A 16,334-nucleotide genomic window follows, 5' to 3' on the forward strand; every position below is an offset into this window, starting at 1 on the left:
ATTCAACCCGCTTGGTATCAGCGGTTCCTGCTCCCCGAAGCCTACCGGATCAACCAGAGTGCCTCGGACCGCTCCAGGCTCGCAAGCGAACGCTACGGAGCAACCTGCAACCAGCTCGATCACTCGAACCCGGCTCCAGGGCCGACCGAAACCCTACCGGATCAACCGGAGTGCTTCGGACCATGCTTCCCAGCCCCGGGACCGGCCAACTTCGCTGGGTGATCTCTCACCGCCGCGGTGGCGTCCGTTCCTCCCTGTCGGGCTGACGAAGAGAACATTACATGGGCCTCCCGGGATCGCATAATCGGGCCCGTCGCCCCACTCCCCTGACTGTCCTTCAGGGCTCTGACCTGCTGAAACGTCCTTGGAAGGTCGCTCAGGACACCCGGTCGATGACGATCGGCGGCAGGTCGGGACGCGAGCCCTCGGGGGCGATGGTGAAGCCGCCCTCGAGGGCCTCGAGGGCACGGGCGAAGCGCTCCGGCTCGTCGGTGTGCAGCGTCATGAGTGGCTCGCCCCCGCGAACCGTCGCCCCGGGCTTGTGGTGCAGCTCGACGCCTGCACCTGCCTGCACCGGGTCCTCCTTGCGCGCGCGGCCGGCGCCGAGGCGCCAGGCGGCCACCCCCACCGCGAGGGCGTCGAGCTGCACGAGCACGCCGTCGGCCGGCGCGAGCAGGTGGTGGGTCTCCTTCGCCGTCGGGAGCTCTGCGTCGGGGTCTCCCCCCTGCGCGCGGATCATCCGGCGCCAGACATCCATGGCGCGGCCGTCGGCGAGGACGTCGGCGGGGTCGACGTCGTCCTTTCCGGCGCCGGCCACCATCTCGCGGGCCAGGGCGAGGGTCAGCTCCACCACGTCTCCGGGTCCGCCGCCCGCCAGCACCTCGACCGACTCGCGCACCTCGAGGGCGTTGCCCGCCGTGAGCCCGAGCGGGGTCTCCATGTTCGTGAGCAGCGCGACGGTGTGCACCCCGGCGTCCTTGCCCAGACGCACCATGGTCTCGGCCAGCTCGCGCGCCTGGCCGAGCTCCTTCATGAACGCCCCTGAGCCGACCTTGACGTCGAGCACGAGCGAGCCCGTGCCCTCGGCGATCTTCTTGCTCATGATCGAGGTTGCGATGAGGGGGACGCAGGAGACCGTGCCCGTGACGTCGCGCAACGCGTACAGCTTCTTGTCGGCGGGTGCGAGACCCGACCCCGCGGCGCAGATGACGGCGCCGACGTCCTCGAGCTGGCGCATCATCTGCTCGTTCGTGACGTCGGCGCGCCAGCCGGGGATCGACTCGAGCTTGTCGAGCGTGCCGCCGGTGTGGCCGAGTCCGCGCCCCGACAGCTGCGGGACTGCCACCCCGCAGGCGGCCACGATCGGGGCGAGGGGGAGGGTGATCTTGTCGCCCACCCCCCCGGTCGAGTGCTTGTCGCTGGTCGGGCGCGACAGGCCCGAGAAGTCGAGACGCTCACCGGAGCGGATCATCGCGTCGGCCCACCGCGCGATCTCGCGGGGGTTCATGCCGTTGAGGTAGATCGCCATCGCGAGGGCGGACATCTGCTCCTCGGCGACGACGCCTCGGGTGTAGGCGTCGATGACCCAGTCGATCTGGGCGTCGGACAGCTCGGTCCGGTCGCGTTTGGCGGAGATGACGTCGACGGCGTCGAAGGCTTCGTTCACCGGACCATCATGTCCCAGCGCCGGATCCACGGGCCCACCGGCGGGGCCGTTCAGCCCTCGGCGTGGCGCAGGTTCTCGGGACCGAACGCCTGCGGAAGCACGGCCGACATGGGCAGCACTCCCTCAGGCGTCATGAGCAGGCAGCCGGGGCCGCCGTTCTCCCACAGCAGCTGGCGGCACCGACCGCAGGGCATGAGCGCCTGCCCGTCGCCGCCCACGCAGTAGACGGCGGTGAGCAGCCCGCCGCCGGTGGCGTGCAGCTCGGAGACCATGCCGCACTCGGCGCAGAGGGTCACGCCGTAGGCGGCGTTCTCGACGTTGCACCCGGCGACGACGCGCCCGTCGGCCACGAGACCCGCGACGCCGACCCGGAAGTGCGAGTACGGCGCGTAGGCGCGCTCCATGAGCTCGACCGCCCGCAGGCGCAGCCCCTCCCAGTCGACCTGCGGCCCGGGTGCGCTGTCGGACCCAGCCGGAGCGGCCCCGGCCGTATGCCGCCCGGCGGGCTCGGCGGCATACGGCTCGGCGGCCCGTGGTGCGGTGGCGTCGGGGACGGCTCCCTCGGACACGGGTGACACCTAGTGGTCACCCGCCATGAGCCGGCCGATCTCGGTGCGGTCGGCGTCGCTGCCGGGCATCTCGGCCACCACCTTGCCGCCGTGGATGACGGCGATGCGGTCGGCGAGCGACAGCACCTCGTCGAGCTCGGCGGAGACGAGCAGCACCGCGGCGCCCTCGTCGCGGGCCGCGACGATGCGGCGGTGGATGAACTCGATGGAACCGACGTCGACACCGCGCGTGGGCTGGGCCGCCATGAGCAGCCTGGGCCCGAAGCTCATCTCGCGCGCGACGACGACCTTCTGCTTGTTGCCGCCCGAGAGCGAGCCCGCAGGGGCACCCACACCTGCGGCCCGGATGTCGAACTCCTCGAAGAGCCCTTCGGCGTTCTTGCGCACCTCGTCGAAGTCGCGCACGAACCCGTTGGCGAACGGCTTCTCGGAGAACCGGTTGAGCACGAGGTTGTCGGCGAGAGAGTAGGAGGCGACGAGGCCGTGCCGCTCGCGGTCCTCGGGGATGTGGCCGACGCCCGCGACGTGCGTGTCGCGGGGGTTGGCCTTGGTGATGTCCTTGCCGAGCAGGTTGACGGTGCCCGACTGGGGCGGCCGCATGCCCGCGATCGCCTCGACGAGCTCACGCTGGCCGTTGCCCTCGACCCCGGCCACACCGACGATCTCGCCGGCCCGCACGTCGAGCGTGAAGCCGTCGACGGCCCGCAGGTTGCGGTCGTCGAGGACGACGAGGTCCTTGATCGACAGCACGTCCCCGCCGGGCTTCGCCTCGTCCTTGTCGACGCGCAGCACGACGTCGCGGCCGACCATCATCGTGGCCAGGCCTCGGGCGTCGGTGTCGGCCGTCGCGACCTCGCCGACGACGGCGCCCTGACGCAGCACGTAGACGCGGTCGGCCGCGGCGAGCACCTCGCGCAGCTTGTGGGTGATGAAGACGATCGAGGTGCCGCCGACGGCGAGCTCCTTCATGACCGAGAGCAGCTCGTCGGTCTCCTGCGGTGTGAGCACCGCGGTCGGCTCGTCGAGGATGAGCAGGTCGACGCGGCGCGAGAGCGCCTTGAGGATCTCGACGCGCTGCTGCGTGCCGACGGGGAGGTCCTCGATCTCGGCGTCGGGGTCGACCTTGAGGCCGTGCTTGGCCGACAGCTCGCGCACGAGCTTGCGTGCACCCTCGATGTCGAGGACGCCGCGACTGGTCGTCTCGTGCCCGAGGATCATGTTCTCGGCGACCGTCATGACGGGCACCAGCTGGAAGTGCTGGTGGACCATGCCGATGCCGCGACGGATGGCGTCGCGGGGGTCCTTGACCGGCGACGAGTCACCCTTGATCGTGATCGTGCCCTCGTCGGGCTTGACCAGACCGAAGATCTGCTTGACCAGAGTCGACTTGCCGGCACCGTTCTCGCCGAGGAGGGCGACGATCTCGCCTCGCCGGACGTGCAGGCTGATGTCGCGGTTGGCGCGCACGGTGCCGTAGGACTTCGAGAGCCCGGCGATGTCGAGCAGTCGCTCCGCCTCGTTCTCGACGGACGGCCGGCTGGACGACTGGGCCGATGGCTGGACCGTTGCGGTCGGCTGCTCGCTCACGAGCCCTCTCCCTTCACGAACGGCTGCCCGACGGCTCCCGGTGCCCGGACGCGGCCGGCGGCGACCGCCAGGACGACCAGGGTGAGCAGGTAGGGCAGGAGGGTGATGAACTGCTGCGGGATGTTGATGACGCCCTGCAGCTGCGAGGCGAGCGCGTTGGTGAAGCCGAAGAAGAGCGCTGCCGCGAAGACGCGGAGCGGTCGCCACCCACCGAAGATGAGGATGGCGAGGGCGAGGAAGCCTCGTCCTGCGGTCATGCCGCGCTCGAAGCCGGCCGTGGCCTCCATCGAGAGGAAGGCGCCCGCCGCACCGGCGAAGATGCCGCCGATCGTGACGTTGACGAGCCGCATGCGGATCACGTCGATGCCGGCGGTGTCGGCGGCCGAGGGGTACTCGCCGATGGACCGGGTGCGCAGGCCCCACCGGGTGCGGAACAGGGCGACGTGCACGACCGGCACCGAGAGGAGCGCGAACAGCGCGATCGGGCCGGTCTGGAAGAAGACGTCGCCGATGAGCGGGATCTGCGAGAGCAGCGGGATGTCCCACTGCGGCATGTTCGAGGCGAGCACCTTGCCGGGGCGGTAGAAGAAGGACGTCAGGCCTGTCGCGACGATGTTGATGACGACACCGGCGATGATCTGGTCCATCAGGCCCTTGACCGTGGTCAGCGCCAGGAAGGCGCCCATGACGATGCCCGCCACCATGCCCACGAGGATGCCGACGACGAGCGAACCGCTCGCGGCCGCGGAGAAGAAGGCCGCGAAGGCCGCGACGAGCATCTGGCCCTCGATGCCGATGTTCACGACACCGGACCGCTCTCCGACGACGCCGGTGAGGGCGCCGAGCACGAGGGGCACGGCGAAGAACCACGCCCCCTTGAACATCGACGTCGCGATGTTGTCGTTGATCGCGTAGAAGACGTAGGCACCGACCAGCAGGACGACGATCGATCCGACGGTGACCTGGTTGCGCTTGACCCATTCCATGTCAGGACCCCCAGCTGCTTGCGAGGGCGGACGACTTGGCGGTGTGGCGTCGGAAGAGCAGCTTGGCGATGATCGGCAGCGACACGAGCAGCAGCGTGATCGCGAGCAGCATGTCGACGATCTCCGGCTGGATGCCGGTGTTGAACATCAGGTTGGACGAGCCCGCACGCAGCGCGCCGACGAGCAGGGCCGCCGGGATCGTGCCGAGGGGGTTGGACCGGGCCAGGAGCGCGATCGTGATGCCGTCGAAGCCGAGCGAGCCGGCGATGCCGTCCTGGTAGCGGTACGGGTCGATCTCGAGGTACTCGACCGAGCCGGCGAGGCCGGCGAGGCCACCGGCGATCGCCATCGCGAGGACGATCATGCCGCTCAGCTTGATGCCGGCGTACGAGGCGGCGTGGCGGTTGCGGCCGATCGTCTCGAACTGGAAGCCGAGGGTGGTGCGGCGCAGCATCCAGGCGACGAGGACCGCGAGCACGAGCGCGATCGGCAGGCCGATCGGCACGACACCCAGGGGCACGAAGCGCGAGGCGTCGGGCGCCGGGTAGGAGGCCGGGTAGGCCGACGACGGGTCCTTGAGGGGTCCGTTGACGAGGTAGTCGATGAGACCCGCGGCGATCGAGTTGAGCATGATCGTCGAGATGACCTCGTGCACCCCCCGGCTGGCCTTGAGCGCACCCGCGATCGAGGCCCACATCGCACCGGCGAGGATGCCGGCCACCATCGCGATGACCGCGACGATGACGCCGGGCGCCTCGCGCACGGCGTGCGCGGTGGCTGCCGCCGCGATCGCTCCGGCCATGAGCTGGCCCTGCGCGCCGATGTTGAACAGCCCGACGCGGAGCGGGATGACGACCGCCAGACCACAGAGGATCAGCGGCACCATCTTCTCGAAGGTGCCCTGGAGGCCGTCAGCCGTCAGGAAGGAGTAGGTGAAGAGAGTCTGGTACGCGTAGGTCGGGTTGACGCCCTGGGCGCGGATCAGGATCCCGCCGATGAGGAGCGCCGCGACCACGGCCACCAGCGGCACGATGATCGACTGCTCGCGGACGAGGAGCCCCAGCACTCCGGTGGGTGGCGGCGGTGCGCCGCGTTCGGGCACGACCGGCGGCGGTGTCGCCTCGGCGGTCGGCTGCGTGGTCACGACGCCGTGCTTCTCGGCGCCTGACGGCTCATCTCTGAGATCGGCCATCTCGGACCTCTCGACTCCTTGTCTGGACCTGTGTCTGTGGTGCACGCCGTTCCACCGGCGCAGAACGACGTCGAGCGGGTGCCCCTGTGGAGCACCCGCTCGACTTTCGTCATGACGGGACTCTAGTGCCCACCCCGTCAGGGGTCATGCGCCTGCGGTCAGCCCGCCTTGTAGCCCGTTGCCTGCGAGCCGTCCTCGAGCTTCTTGACGATGTCGGCGACCTTGGTCTTCACGTCGGCCGGGACCTTGCTGTCGAAGTCGTGGAAGGCCGAGATGCCGGCGGTGCCGAAGAAGTTGCCCGGCTTGATCGTGTTGCCCTTGATCTGCTTGAGCAGCTCGCCGATGCCGTCCTTCTCGTGCTTCTCGGCCGAGGTGATGAGGCACGGGTGCGCGGCCGGCAGGGTGTCCCACTGGTCGAGGTCGACACCGATACAGAAGATCTTGTCGCCGGCGCCGGCCGTCTTCGCGGCCTCCTGGAGCGCGCCGTTGCCCGTGTTGCCACCGGCGCCGAAGATGAAGTCCGCGCCCTGCGCGAGCATCTTCTTGGCCTCACCGGCACCCCACACGGGGTCGTTGAAGGCGGTGTTGCCGGCCGGGTGGTAGACCTTCGAGACCGTGACGGACGGGTTGGACGCCTTGGCGCCGTTCTCGTAGCCGGCGGCGTACGCCTGGGTCGGCGGGATCTCCTGGCCGAGGACGACACCGATCTTGTTCGACTTGGTCATGAGACCGGCCAGGTAGCCAGCGGCGTAGCCGGCCTGGTCCTCGTGGAAGATCAGGCCCGTGACGTTCGGGACGACCGGGTCGGCCTGGAACTGGTCGAAGCCGATGAACTTCGTGTTGGGGTACTGCTTGCCGGCGGCGCGCGTCGCGTCGCCCATGAGGAAGCCGACGGTGACGATGACGTCGTACTTGGCGTCGGTGAACTGCTTGATGTTCTTCGCGTAGTCCTTGGGGTCGGTCGTCTCGACGAACTTCGTCTGCGCGCCCAGCTCGCCCTTGACCTGCTCGACACCCTCCCAGGCGGCCTGGTTGAAGCCCTTGTCGTCGACCTTGCCGACGTCGGTCACGAGGCCGACGCAGAACACCTCAGCGCTCGAGCAGTCGCCCGACGCGGCGGTGTTGGTGCCCCCGCCACCGCCGCCGGAGCCGGTGGACGGGCCGGTGGACCCACCACAGCCAGCGAGTGCGGCGACCAGTCCGGCCGCGACGACCGCACCCAACTTCACATGTGAACGCAAGGCGCTCTCCTTCAGTCCGTCGGGCCGACGACGACATCGGCCCAGATAGCACGGAACTGTAGACCCCGCCACGACAGGATCTGCACGCCTCCGAGCAAGTCGCAGGAAGTGTTACCGATCCGCGACCGCACTCAACGGAGAGACGCCGCCGAGAGCCGGGGTGCCCGCCAGCCGGGCCGCTGCCGAGAACACGACGCCGGCCAGCGTGCGGGCCCCGACGACGATCGCTCCCTCGTCGATGACGAGGTCGCCGCGGTGCAGGTCGTACGTCGGACCACCGGGCGAGCGCGTTCCCAGACGAGCCATGGCGCCGGGGATGTGCGTGAGGTACCACGCGAAGTCCTCACCGCCGAGGGACTGCGGCGTCGGCGCCACGAACGCGCCGGTTCCGGTCACGGCCGCGGTGAAGGCGTCGATGCAGCCGGCGTCGTTGACGACGGGCGGCACACCCTTGGTGATCGTCACGTCCGCCTGGATGGCATACGGCTTGACGACCTCGTGCACGACGGCTTCCAGAAGGCGCTCGACGCCCTCCCAGATGCCGGCGTCGAGCATGCGGAGCGTGCCCCCCACCTTGCCCGACGCGGGGATGACGTTGTGGGCGCCACCGGAGTGGATCGAACCCCAGACGAGGGCGGCGCCCGCGCGGGGGTCGAGACGGCGCGAGAGCACGGCCGGCACGTCGGTGACGACCTTGGCGAGGGCGTACGTGAGGTCCTGCGTCAGGTGCGGGCGCGACGTGTGGCCGCCGCGGCCCGACAGGGTCACCTCGACCTGGTCGGCGGCCGCGGTGATGGCACCGACCCGCAGACCGACCTGGCCGGCGTCGAGGTTGGGGTCGCAGTGCAGGGCGAAGATGCGGTCGACGCCGACGAGTCCGTCCTGCGCCACGACGTCCTCGGCGCCACCGGGCATGAGCTCCTCGGCGGGCTGGAAGACGAGGCGCGCGCCGATGCCGGCGTCGACGAGCCGGCGCTCGGTCGCCTTGAGGGCGAGCGCCGCGCCGAGCAGCGCGCTCGTGTGCACGTCGTGCCCGCACGAGTGGCTGACGCCGTCGGTCTGCGACGCGAACTCGAGGCCGGTCTGCTCGCGGATCGGCAGGGCGTCGAGGTCGGCACGCAGCGCGATGCGGTGCCGGGGCTGGGGCGAGCCGAGGTCGGCGACGAGCCCGGTGCCGCGCAGCCGTCGCACGTCGATGCCGGCGCGCTCGAGCCGCTCGGCGACCACGGCGGTGGTGCGCACCTCGCCGCGGCCGAGCTCGGGGTGGGTGTGGAGGTCTCGACGGATCGTGACGAGCTCCTGGGCATGCTGCTGGACGGTTCGGGCGACAGCCTCGAAGGGCAGCGAGAGGGAGCGGTCGGTCACGAGCACGGGATTCTAGCGAGAGGATGGGCGCGGTCCTTGCCGAGAGGGGCCGACGGCGAGGCGGGAGGGCCGCGTGGACGCGGATGCGGAGGCCGGTGCGGAGGCCGGTGCGGAGGGTGGTGCAGCCCGCGAGCGCGTCGGGGGTCCGTCGGGCGCCGACGCCGTGCGGCACGTCGTCGGCCGGGTCGACGGCGCGCTTCCCTTCCTGACCGCCACCTGCGAGCGCTCCCCCGCGACGGTCTGGTTCGCCGACGTGCTCGCCCACGTGCGCGCCGGGTCGGACCCGCTGCGGCCGTGGCGCGACGCGCTGCGTGGGCAGATGTCACAGCGGCACGCCGTCGCCGTGCGGCCTCACGTACCGGCCGCCTTCGTGCTGCAGTGGTGGTGCGAGGTCGCCGCCACCCCGATCGCGTATGCCGCCGTGCTCGGCCCGTGGGTGCTCGCGCCCTCGCCTGACGGGCTCGGTTTCGAGCTCGCGGGCGGGCTCAACCCGCAGCGGGTCGTGGTCGACCCGGGCCGGGCCTCGCTCGCCGCAGAGCCCGACCGGGCACGGCGTCTGGAGCTCGGCCACACGGCATACCTGGGGCTCGTCTCGGAGGTCGTGGCGGCGTACGCCCCCGAGGTGCGGATGGGCACGCGCCAGCGGTGGGGGGTCGTGTCGGACATGTGGGACACGGCGGTGCGGCTCGCCCGCGGGGCGGCCGGCGAGGACGTCGGGCCGGAGCCCGCACGGGTCTCGTGCTGCTTCATCTACGCGCTGCCCGGGATGCGCGAGTGCGCGGCCTGCCCCAGGAGCGGGCGCGGCGTCGTGCGGAACTAGGGTGTCCGCCATGTCTGCGCACCTGCCCCCGTCGGAGCTCGTCGTCGTGCACGAGGACGTGCGCGACGCCCTGGACGCCGGCGTCGGCGTCGTCGCCCTCGAGTCGACGATCCTGGCCCACGGGCTCCCGCACCCCGACAACGTCGAGATCGCCGGGCAGATCGAGGACGCCGTGCGCGCCGGCGGCTCGGTGCCCGCCACGATCGCGGTGCTCGACGGCACGGTGCACGTCGGCCTCGGCGCCACCCAGGTCGAGCGCGTCTGCACCGACCCCGAGATCGCGAAGCTGTCGGTCCGCGACGTGGGCGTCGCCGCGGCACTCGGGCGTTCGGGTGCGACGACCGTGGCGTCGACCTCTGCGCTGGCGCACCTCGCCGGCATCCGCGTCTTCGCGACCGGTGGTCTGGGCGGCGTGCACCGGGGCGCCTCCGAGACCTTCGACGTGTCGGCGGACCTCGGCGTCATCGCGTCCACACCCGTCCTCGTCGTGTGCGCGGGCGTGAAGTCGATCCTCGACGTCGCCGGCACCCTCGAGACCCTCGAGACGCTGTCGGTGCCGGTGCTCGGCTACCGCACGGACGCCTTCCCCGGCTTCTACCTGTCGGACTCGGGGCACTCGGTGCCGTGGCGGGTGGAGTCCGCGGAGGAGGCGGCGCGCGTGGTGGTCACGCGCGACCGGCTGGGCACGGACTCCGCCGGCGTCGTCCTGGCGAACCCGTTGCCCGCCGACCGGCAGGTCGACCGGCAGCTGCACGACCGGCTCGTCGCCGAAGGGCTGGCGCTGCTGGAGCGAGAGGGCGTCCACGGCAAGGACGTGACGCCACGGCTGCTCGAGTTCTTCCACGACAGCTCGGGCGGGGAGTCGCTGCGGGCCAACGTCGAGCTCGTGCTGGCCAACGCGCGGCTGGCCGGGGAGGTCGCGGCCGAGGTCGCCCGCCGCTCTGCCAGCGGCGAACTGGCCCGGCAGGCATGAGCACTCGTCCCGTCGTCGTCGTCGGCGACGTCGGGCTCGACGTGATCACGCGTCCCTCGGGCGACATCCAGTGGCACTCCGACACGCCGTCCGCGGTCGCGCTCGTGCCCGGGGGCGCCGGTGGCAACTCGGCCTCATGGCTCGCGGGGCTCGGAGCGTCGGTGACGCTGGTCGCGCGCATCGGTTCGGACGCCGCGGGATCCACCTGCCGGCGCGAGCTGGAGGCCGCCGGGGTGACGTGCGCCTTCGCCGTCGACCCGGCCCTGCCGACGTGCATGGTCGTGATCCTGCTCGACGCCCACGGCGACCGCACGATGTTCCCCGACCGCGGCGCCAACAAGGCGTTCTCCGTCGACGACGTCGACCTGGCCGGGCTCCGCCTCCCTCCCTGCCGCGACCCCACCTGCACCTGAGCGGCTACGTGCTCTTCGACGCCGGGTCGCGGGCCGCCGGGCTCGAGTCGCTGCGGCAGGCGCGTGAGCTGGGATGGTCGACGTCCGTCGACCCGCAGTCGCCGGCCCTCATCGACCGCGAGGGGGCCGACACGTTCCTGTCGTGGGTGTCGGGCGTGGACCTGCTGCTCCCCAACGAGAACGAGGTCGCGGCGCTCGGTGGGATGCGCGCCATCCTCGAGCACACGAGGGAGGTCGTCGCCACCTACGGGGCCTCCGGGGCGCGGTGGGTCGGGGACGGCGTCGACGAGAGCGCCGAGGCGCCGGTCGTCGAGAACGTCGACGCCACCGGCTGCGGCGACGCCTTCAACGCCGGGCTGCTGTCGGCCTGGCTGCGCGGCGAGGACCGCGCGTCTGCCCTACGGGGCGGGGTGGCGGCCGGTAGCGCCGCGGCGGCGCGGGTGGGCGCCCGACCCCGCTAGACGGCATACGCCCTGGGGTCGCCGTGCCGCTCAGGTGGGCCGCCGCGTGGTGTACGCGTGAGTCAGAAGGTCTCGCGGGGCTGGTAGGTGCCCCAGACCTCTCGCAGGGCGTGGGCGACCTCGCCGCCGGTGGCGCGGGCCGCGAGGGCCTCCTTCATCGGGTAGAGCACGTTGTCGGTGCCGCGGGCGGCGTCCTGCAGGCGGGCCAGGGCGGCGTCGACGGCGGCCTGGTCACGGTCGGCGCGCAGGGCCTCGAGGCGGGCGCGCTGGTCGGCCTCGATGGTGGGGTCGACGCGCAGCGGCTCGTACTTGTCCTCGACGTCGACGGTGTACCTGTTGACGCCGACGACGGTGCGCTCGCCGCCGTCGATCTCGAGCTGGACGCGGTAGGCGGAGCGCTCGATCTCGGACTTCTGGAAGCCCTGCTCGATCGCCGCGACAGCGCCGCCCCTGTCCTCGACGGCCTGGATCAGGGCGACGGCAGCGGCCTCGATCTCGTCGGTCATCGACTCGACGACGTACGAGCCGGCAAAGGGGTCAACGGTCTTCGTCACGTCGGTCTCGTAGGCGATGACCTGCTGGGTGCGCAGGGCGAGGCGAGCCGCCTTCTCCGTCGGCAGCGCGATCGCCTCGTCGAAGCTGTTGGTGTGCAGCGACTGCGTGCCGCCGAGCACGGCGCCGAGACCCTGGAGGGCGACGCGGACGAGGTTGACCTCGGGCTGCTGCGCGGTCAGCTGCACGCCGGCGGTCTGGGTGTGGAACCGCAGCATCATCGACTTCGGGTTCTGCGCGCCGAAGTCCTCCTTCATGATGCGGGCCCAGATGCGCCGGGCGGCACGGAACTTCGCGACCTCCTCGATCAGGGTCGTGCGGGCGACGAAGAAGAAGGAGAGGCGCGGCGCGAAGTCGTCGACGTCGAGGCCTGCGGCCTGCGCGGCCCGGACGTACTCGATGGCGTTGGCGAGGGTGAACGCGATCTCCTGCACGGGCGTGGCCCCGGCCTCGGCCATGTGGTAGCCGCTGATGGAGATGGTGTTCCAGCGCGGCATCTCCTTGTGGCAGTAGGCGAACACGTCGGCGATCAGGCGCAGCGACTCTCGCGGCGGGTAGATGTAGGTCCCGCGGGCGATGTACTCCTTGAGCACGTCGTTCTGGATCGTGCCGGTCAGCTGGTCGCCGCCGACCCCCTGCTCCTCGGCGACGAGCTGGTAGAGCAGCAGCAGCGTCGAACCGGGCGCGTTGATGGTCATCGAGGTCGAGATCTTGTCGAGCGGCAGCCCGTCGAACAGGGTGCGCATGTCGTCGAGGCTGTCGATCGCGACGCCGACCTTGCCGACCTCGCCGTGCGCGATCGGCTCGTCGGAGTCGTAGCCCATCTGGGTCGGCAGGTCGAACGCGACCGACAGACCACCGGTGCCGGCCTTGACCAGCTGGTGGTAGCGCTCGTTGCTCTCCTTCGCGGTGCCGAACCCGGCGTACTGGCGCATCGTCCACGGGCGCCCCGTGTACATCGACGGGTAGACGCCGCGGGTGAAGGGGTAGCTGCCGGGCGCGCCGAGCTTGGCCTCCGGGTCGAAGCCGGCGAGCGCCGAGGCGTCGTAGACGGGCTCGATGGGCAGGTCGGACTCGGAGCGCGCGCCAGTGCTGTCAGCCATGGTCCCGAGCGTATCGGCGCCCGGGCCGCCCGCTGTCGCGGCCGTGACGAACGTCGCCGATCTCACGCCACCGACGACGTATGCCGTCCGGCGACGCGAGCCTGCGCCGCCCCGCCCCGCCCGGGGTCAGGCGTCGTCGGGCCAGCCGCGGGTGATGGTGGCCTTGTACTCGTCCCACTCGCCCTCGAGCGCGCCGAGTCGCTCACCGAGGAACTCGAGGAAGGCGACCGAGAGCTGGAGCCGGCGCCCTGCCGGTGTCGCGAGGCCACCGACGGCGGGCACCCCGGCCCGCAGGCTCGTCTCGATCTGCGCGAGGACGCGGTCCCGCGAGAGCATCGCGCCGTGCCAGGCGTCGGCCTGCACGACGTAGACGTCGCGGCGCGAGCCACGCTCGCGCTCCTTGCCGATCATGTACGTCTGGGTGAGGTAGCGGACCGCCCCGGAGATCGCGGCGGGGCTGACGTCGAGGGCTTCGGTGAGCTCGGCGGCGGTCATCCGACCGTCCTCGTCGGCGAGCAGCTGCGCGAAGACCCGGGCGGCGAGGCGGGGCATCCCGGCGTCGGTGAGCGTGTCGCCGAAGCGCTCGACGTACGTCGACACGGCTCGATCGTCACGGGTCGCCCCTGGCGCCTTCGTCATCAGCCCTGCACCACCTCTCCCGGTCGCGGGGCCTCGGTGCGGCACCCCCTGCCGGAGACCCTACCCACCCGTCATAACATTCAGTAAATCGTGAATGATGTGTATTGTCGATGACATGAGCTCCGCGATCCAGGTCCACGACCTGCGCAAGACGTTCGGCCGCACGGTTGCCCTCGACGGGCTCGACCTGGAGGTGTCGACCGGCGAGATCCACGGCTTCCTCGGCCCGAACGGTGCGGGAAAGTCGACGACGATCCGCATCCTGCTCGGACTGCTCCGCTCCGACGGCGGCACCGCCACCCTGCTCGGCGGCGACCCGTGGCGCGAGGTCGAGTCGCTGCACCGCCGGCTCGCCTACGTGCCCGGCGACGTCGCCCTCTGGCCCAACCTCACCGGAGGCGAGGTGATCGACCTGCTCGGCAAGCTGCGCGGCGGCCTCAACGAGCAGCGCCGCGCCGAGCTGCTCGAGCGCTTCTCGCTCGACCCGACGAAGAAGGGCCGTTCCTACTCGAAGGGAAACCGGCAGAAGGTCGCCCTCGTCGCGGCCCTCTCGTCGGACGTCGAGCTGCTCATCCTCGACGAGCCCACCTCGGGCCTCGACCCGCTCATGGAGGCCGTGTTCAAGGAGGCCGCCCGCGAGCGCCGCCAGCAGGGAACGACCATCCTGCTCTCGAGCCACATCCTCAGCGAGGTCGAGTCCCTGTGCGACCGGGTGAGCATCATCCGCGAGGGACGCAACGTCGAGTCCGGCACGCTCGAGCAGCTGCGGCACCTCTCGCGGACCACCGTCGACGCCACGCTCGAGCGGCCCCTCACCGCGGAGCAGCTGCACACGGTGCCGGGACTCGCCGACGTCTCCGTCACCGACCACCGCGTCGTCTGCGCCGTGGAGACGCAGCACCTCGGCGACCTGCTCGCGTTGCTCGGGCGGCACGGCATCCGGACACTGACCAGCGCGCCCCCGACGCTCGAGGAGCTGTTCATGGACCAGTACCGCACGAACCCCGTTGCGGCGCAGAACGGCTCGACCAGCTCCGGCTCCACCGCCGAGGCGGCGACGACCCGATGAGCACGTTCGCCGGCACCGGGTCGCTGGTGCGCCTCGCGTCTCGCCGCGACCGGGTGCTCATCCCCGTCAGCGTCCTCGCCCTCGTGGCCTTCGCCGCCGGCTCGGCACAGGCGACGATCGACCTCTACCCCAGCCTGACCGGTGCACTGGAGATCATCCGGCCGCTGGTCGCCAACCCGGCGAGCGTCGCGCTCTACGGCCCCATGACGAGCCTCACGCTCGACTCCTTCGCCGTCTTCAAGAGCGTGCTGCTCGGCGGCGTGTTCGTGTGCCTGCTCGCGTACATCGTCGTCCGGAGGCACACCCGCACCGAGGAGGAGTCGGGCCGTCTCGAGCTGCTCGGCGCCGGCGCCATCGAGCGCCGCTCTCCCCTGACGGCCGCGATCCTGCTGGGCACCGCCACGGTGGTCGCGACCGCGGCGCTCACCGCAGGGGCGCTCGCCGCCGTGGGGCTCGACGGCCGCGGCTCGTTCGCCTTCGGCGTCTGCTGGCTCGTCATGGGCCTCGCGTGGGTCGGGATCACCGCGGTGGCGGCCCAGCTCACCGAGACGACCCGCGGCACGGCCGCCATCTCGCTCGGAGCCCTCGGTGCGGCCTTCCTGCTGCGCGCCCTCGGTGACACCGCCGGCGACGACAACCCGGCCCGCTTCCTGTCGTGGCTCTCGCCCCTGGGCTGGGGGCAGAAGGTCTCCCCCTACGGTGACGACCGGCTGTGGCCCTTCTGGGTCGGCCTCACCGCCTTCGTCCTGCTCGTCGCCCTCGCCTACCGGCTGCAGGAGCGTCGCGACCTGGGGGCGGGCCTGCTGCCCAGCCGGCCCGGCAGCGCACGCGGCTCGATGGGCAGCGTCGGCGCGCTGACGGCGAGGCTGGCGCGCGGCACCCTCATCGGCTGGGGCGTCAGCGCCGTCGTCATCGGGTCGGTCGTCGGCTCCATCGCCGCGAACCTCGGGTCGCTCAGCAGCTCCGACACCACCCTCGACCTGCTGCGCAAGCTCTCGGGGGCGGCAGGCGGCCAGGTGGAGCTCATCGACATCTTCTTCACCACCGAGCTGCACATCATCGCCATCGCGGTCGCGGCCCTGGGCATCTCGATCGTGACCCGGCTGCGCACCGAGGAGACCTCGCTGCGCGCCGAGGTGCTGCTCACCACGACGTCCCGCATCGGCTGGGCTGCCTCGCACCTCGCCCTCGCTCTCGTCTCGACCGCGGTCGTCATGGCCCTCGTCGGCCTCGTCGCGGGGGCTGCCGACGGGCAGCGTTCCGGAGACGTCGCTGGTTCGGTCGGCAGGCTGGTCCCGGCTGCCCTGGCAACGGTGCCCGCGATCTGGGTCTGCGTGGCCGTCGCCCTGCTGCTCGTCGGGCTCGTGCCACGCCTGACCGGCCTGGCCTGGGCGGCGCTCATCACCTTCCTGCTCCTGAGCGAGCTGGTGCCCGTGCTCGGGCTGCCCGACTGGATGATGAACCTCTCCCCCTTCGGCCACGTGCCCTCGATGCCGGCCGAGGACGGCCGGCTCCTGCCGCTCGTCCTGCTCGTCGTCGCGGCCGCAGCCGTGGCGGCGGTGGGGCTGGGAGGCCTGCGCCGGCGCGACATCCCCGCCTGACGCACGCGACCGGGCGTATGCCGCGCGGCTCGACCGCACGCCACCTGGCAGTCGCGGCGGTTCGACAGGAGCCGCGGCCACCCATCGGTACGGTGTG

General features: G+C 71.6%; 15 protein-coding genes. 6 read left to right on the forward strand and 9 right to left on the reverse strand.

Annotated elements, in window-relative coordinates; genetic code table 11:
* Positions 1–376: 376 nt before the first annotated feature.
* From ACFQ2V_RS09170 to ACFQ2V_RS09200, 7 genes are all read right to left on the reverse strand, one after another.
* Complete coding sequence (locus ACFQ2V_RS09170) at positions 377–1,666, reverse strand: thymidine phosphorylase (protein ID WP_386052371.1); 1,290 nt, start codon at positions 1,664–1,666, stop codon at positions 377–379.
* 50 nt (positions 1,667–1,716) lie between these two features.
* Positions 1,717–2,235 (reverse strand): cytidine deaminase, encoded by a 519-nt coding sequence (locus ACFQ2V_RS09175; protein ID WP_386052372.1) that lies wholly within the window; start codon positions 2,233–2,235, stop codon positions 1,717–1,719.
* Between the two features lie 9 nt (positions 2,236–2,244).
* Positions 2,245–3,822 (reverse strand): ABC transporter ATP-binding protein, encoded by a 1,578-nt coding sequence (locus tag ACFQ2V_RS09180; protein WP_386052373.1) that lies wholly within the window; start codon positions 3,820–3,822, stop codon positions 2,245–2,247.
* Positions 3,819–4,808, reverse strand: coding sequence for an ABC transporter permease (locus ACFQ2V_RS09185; protein ID WP_386052374.1), 990 nt, complete (start codon positions 4,806–4,808; stop codon positions 3,819–3,821). The genes ACFQ2V_RS09180 and ACFQ2V_RS09185 overlap by 4 nt, the downstream gene beginning before the upstream one ends.
* Position 4,809: 1 nt before the next feature.
* The gene (locus ACFQ2V_RS09190) at positions 4,810–6,000 is read right to left on the reverse strand and encodes an ABC transporter permease (RefSeq protein WP_386052375.1); all 1,191 of its coding nucleotides are present in this window, start codon (positions 5,998–6,000) and stop codon (positions 4,810–4,812) included.
* 158 nt (positions 6,001–6,158) lie between these two features.
* Positions 6,159–7,241, reverse strand: a complete 1,083-nt coding sequence (locus ACFQ2V_RS09195) for a BMP family ABC transporter substrate-binding protein (protein WP_386052376.1) — start codon at positions 7,239–7,241, stop codon at positions 6,159–6,161.
* 111 nt (positions 7,242–7,352) lie between these two features.
* A complete protein-coding gene (locus tag ACFQ2V_RS09200; protein ID WP_386052377.1) occupies positions 7,353–8,612 on the reverse strand; it encodes an amidohydrolase in 1,260 nt (419 codons plus the stop codon).
* A gap of 67 nt (positions 8,613–8,679) precedes the next feature.
* On the opposite strand from ACFQ2V_RS09200, the gene ACFQ2V_RS09205 reads away from it, so the two are divergent.
* Genes ACFQ2V_RS09205 through ACFQ2V_RS09220 form a run of 4 tightly spaced genes read left to right on the forward strand, consistent with a single transcriptional unit; the run spans position 8,680 to position 11,273 of the window.
* A complete protein-coding gene (locus ACFQ2V_RS09205) occupies positions 8,680–9,426 on the forward strand; it encodes a (2Fe-2S)-binding protein (protein WP_386052378.1) in 747 nt (248 codons plus the stop codon).
* Positions 9,427–9,436: 10 nt separating this feature from the next.
* The gene (locus ACFQ2V_RS09210; RefSeq protein WP_386052379.1) at positions 9,437–10,399 is read left to right on the forward strand and encodes a pseudouridine-5'-phosphate glycosidase; all 963 of its coding nucleotides are present in this window, start codon (positions 9,437–9,439) and stop codon (positions 10,397–10,399) included.
* Positions 10,396–10,812 carry a carbohydrate kinase family protein gene (locus tag ACFQ2V_RS09215; protein WP_386052380.1) on the forward strand — a complete coding sequence of 139 codons (417 nt, stop codon included), beginning with the start codon at positions 10,396–10,398 and terminating at the stop codon, positions 10,810–10,812. The genes ACFQ2V_RS09210 and ACFQ2V_RS09215 overlap by 4 nt, the downstream gene beginning before the upstream one ends.
* A gap of 8 nt (positions 10,813–10,820) precedes the next feature.
* Positions 10,821–11,273 carry a PfkB family carbohydrate kinase gene (locus tag ACFQ2V_RS09220; protein WP_386052381.1) on the forward strand — a complete coding sequence of 151 codons (453 nt, stop codon included), beginning with the start codon at positions 10,821–10,823 and terminating at the stop codon, positions 11,271–11,273.
* Between the two features lie 62 nt (positions 11,274–11,335).
* On the opposite strand, the gene ACFQ2V_RS09225 is transcribed toward ACFQ2V_RS09220, so the two are convergent.
* Complete coding sequence (locus ACFQ2V_RS09225; RefSeq protein ID WP_386052382.1) at positions 11,336–12,928, reverse strand: acyl-CoA mutase large subunit family protein; 1,593 nt, start codon at positions 12,926–12,928, stop codon at positions 11,336–11,338.
* Between the two features lie 126 nt (positions 12,929–13,054).
* The gene (locus ACFQ2V_RS09230; protein WP_386052383.1) at positions 13,055–13,528 is read right to left on the reverse strand and encodes a GbsR/MarR family transcriptional regulator; all 474 of its coding nucleotides are present in this window, start codon (positions 13,526–13,528) and stop codon (positions 13,055–13,057) included.
* 154 nt (positions 13,529–13,682) lie between these two features.
* On the opposite strand from ACFQ2V_RS09230, the gene ACFQ2V_RS09235 reads away from it, so the two are divergent.
* Positions 13,683–14,636: an ABC transporter ATP-binding protein gene (locus ACFQ2V_RS09235; protein WP_386052384.1), complete on the forward strand. Its 954-nt coding sequence runs from the start codon at positions 13,683–13,685 to the stop codon at positions 14,634–14,636.
* Positions 14,633–16,237 carry an ABC transporter permease gene (locus ACFQ2V_RS09240; RefSeq protein ID WP_386052385.1) on the forward strand — a complete coding sequence of 535 codons (1,605 nt, stop codon included), beginning with the start codon at positions 14,633–14,635 and terminating at the stop codon, positions 16,235–16,237. Before ACFQ2V_RS09235 ends, ACFQ2V_RS09240 begins: the two co-directional genes overlap by 4 nt.
* Positions 16,238–16,334: the final 97 nt, after the last annotated feature.

The organism is Terrabacter terrigena, assembly GCF_042676085.1.
Lineage (GTDB): Bacteria > Actinomycetota > Actinomycetes > Actinomycetales > Dermatophilaceae > Terrabacter > Terrabacter terrigena.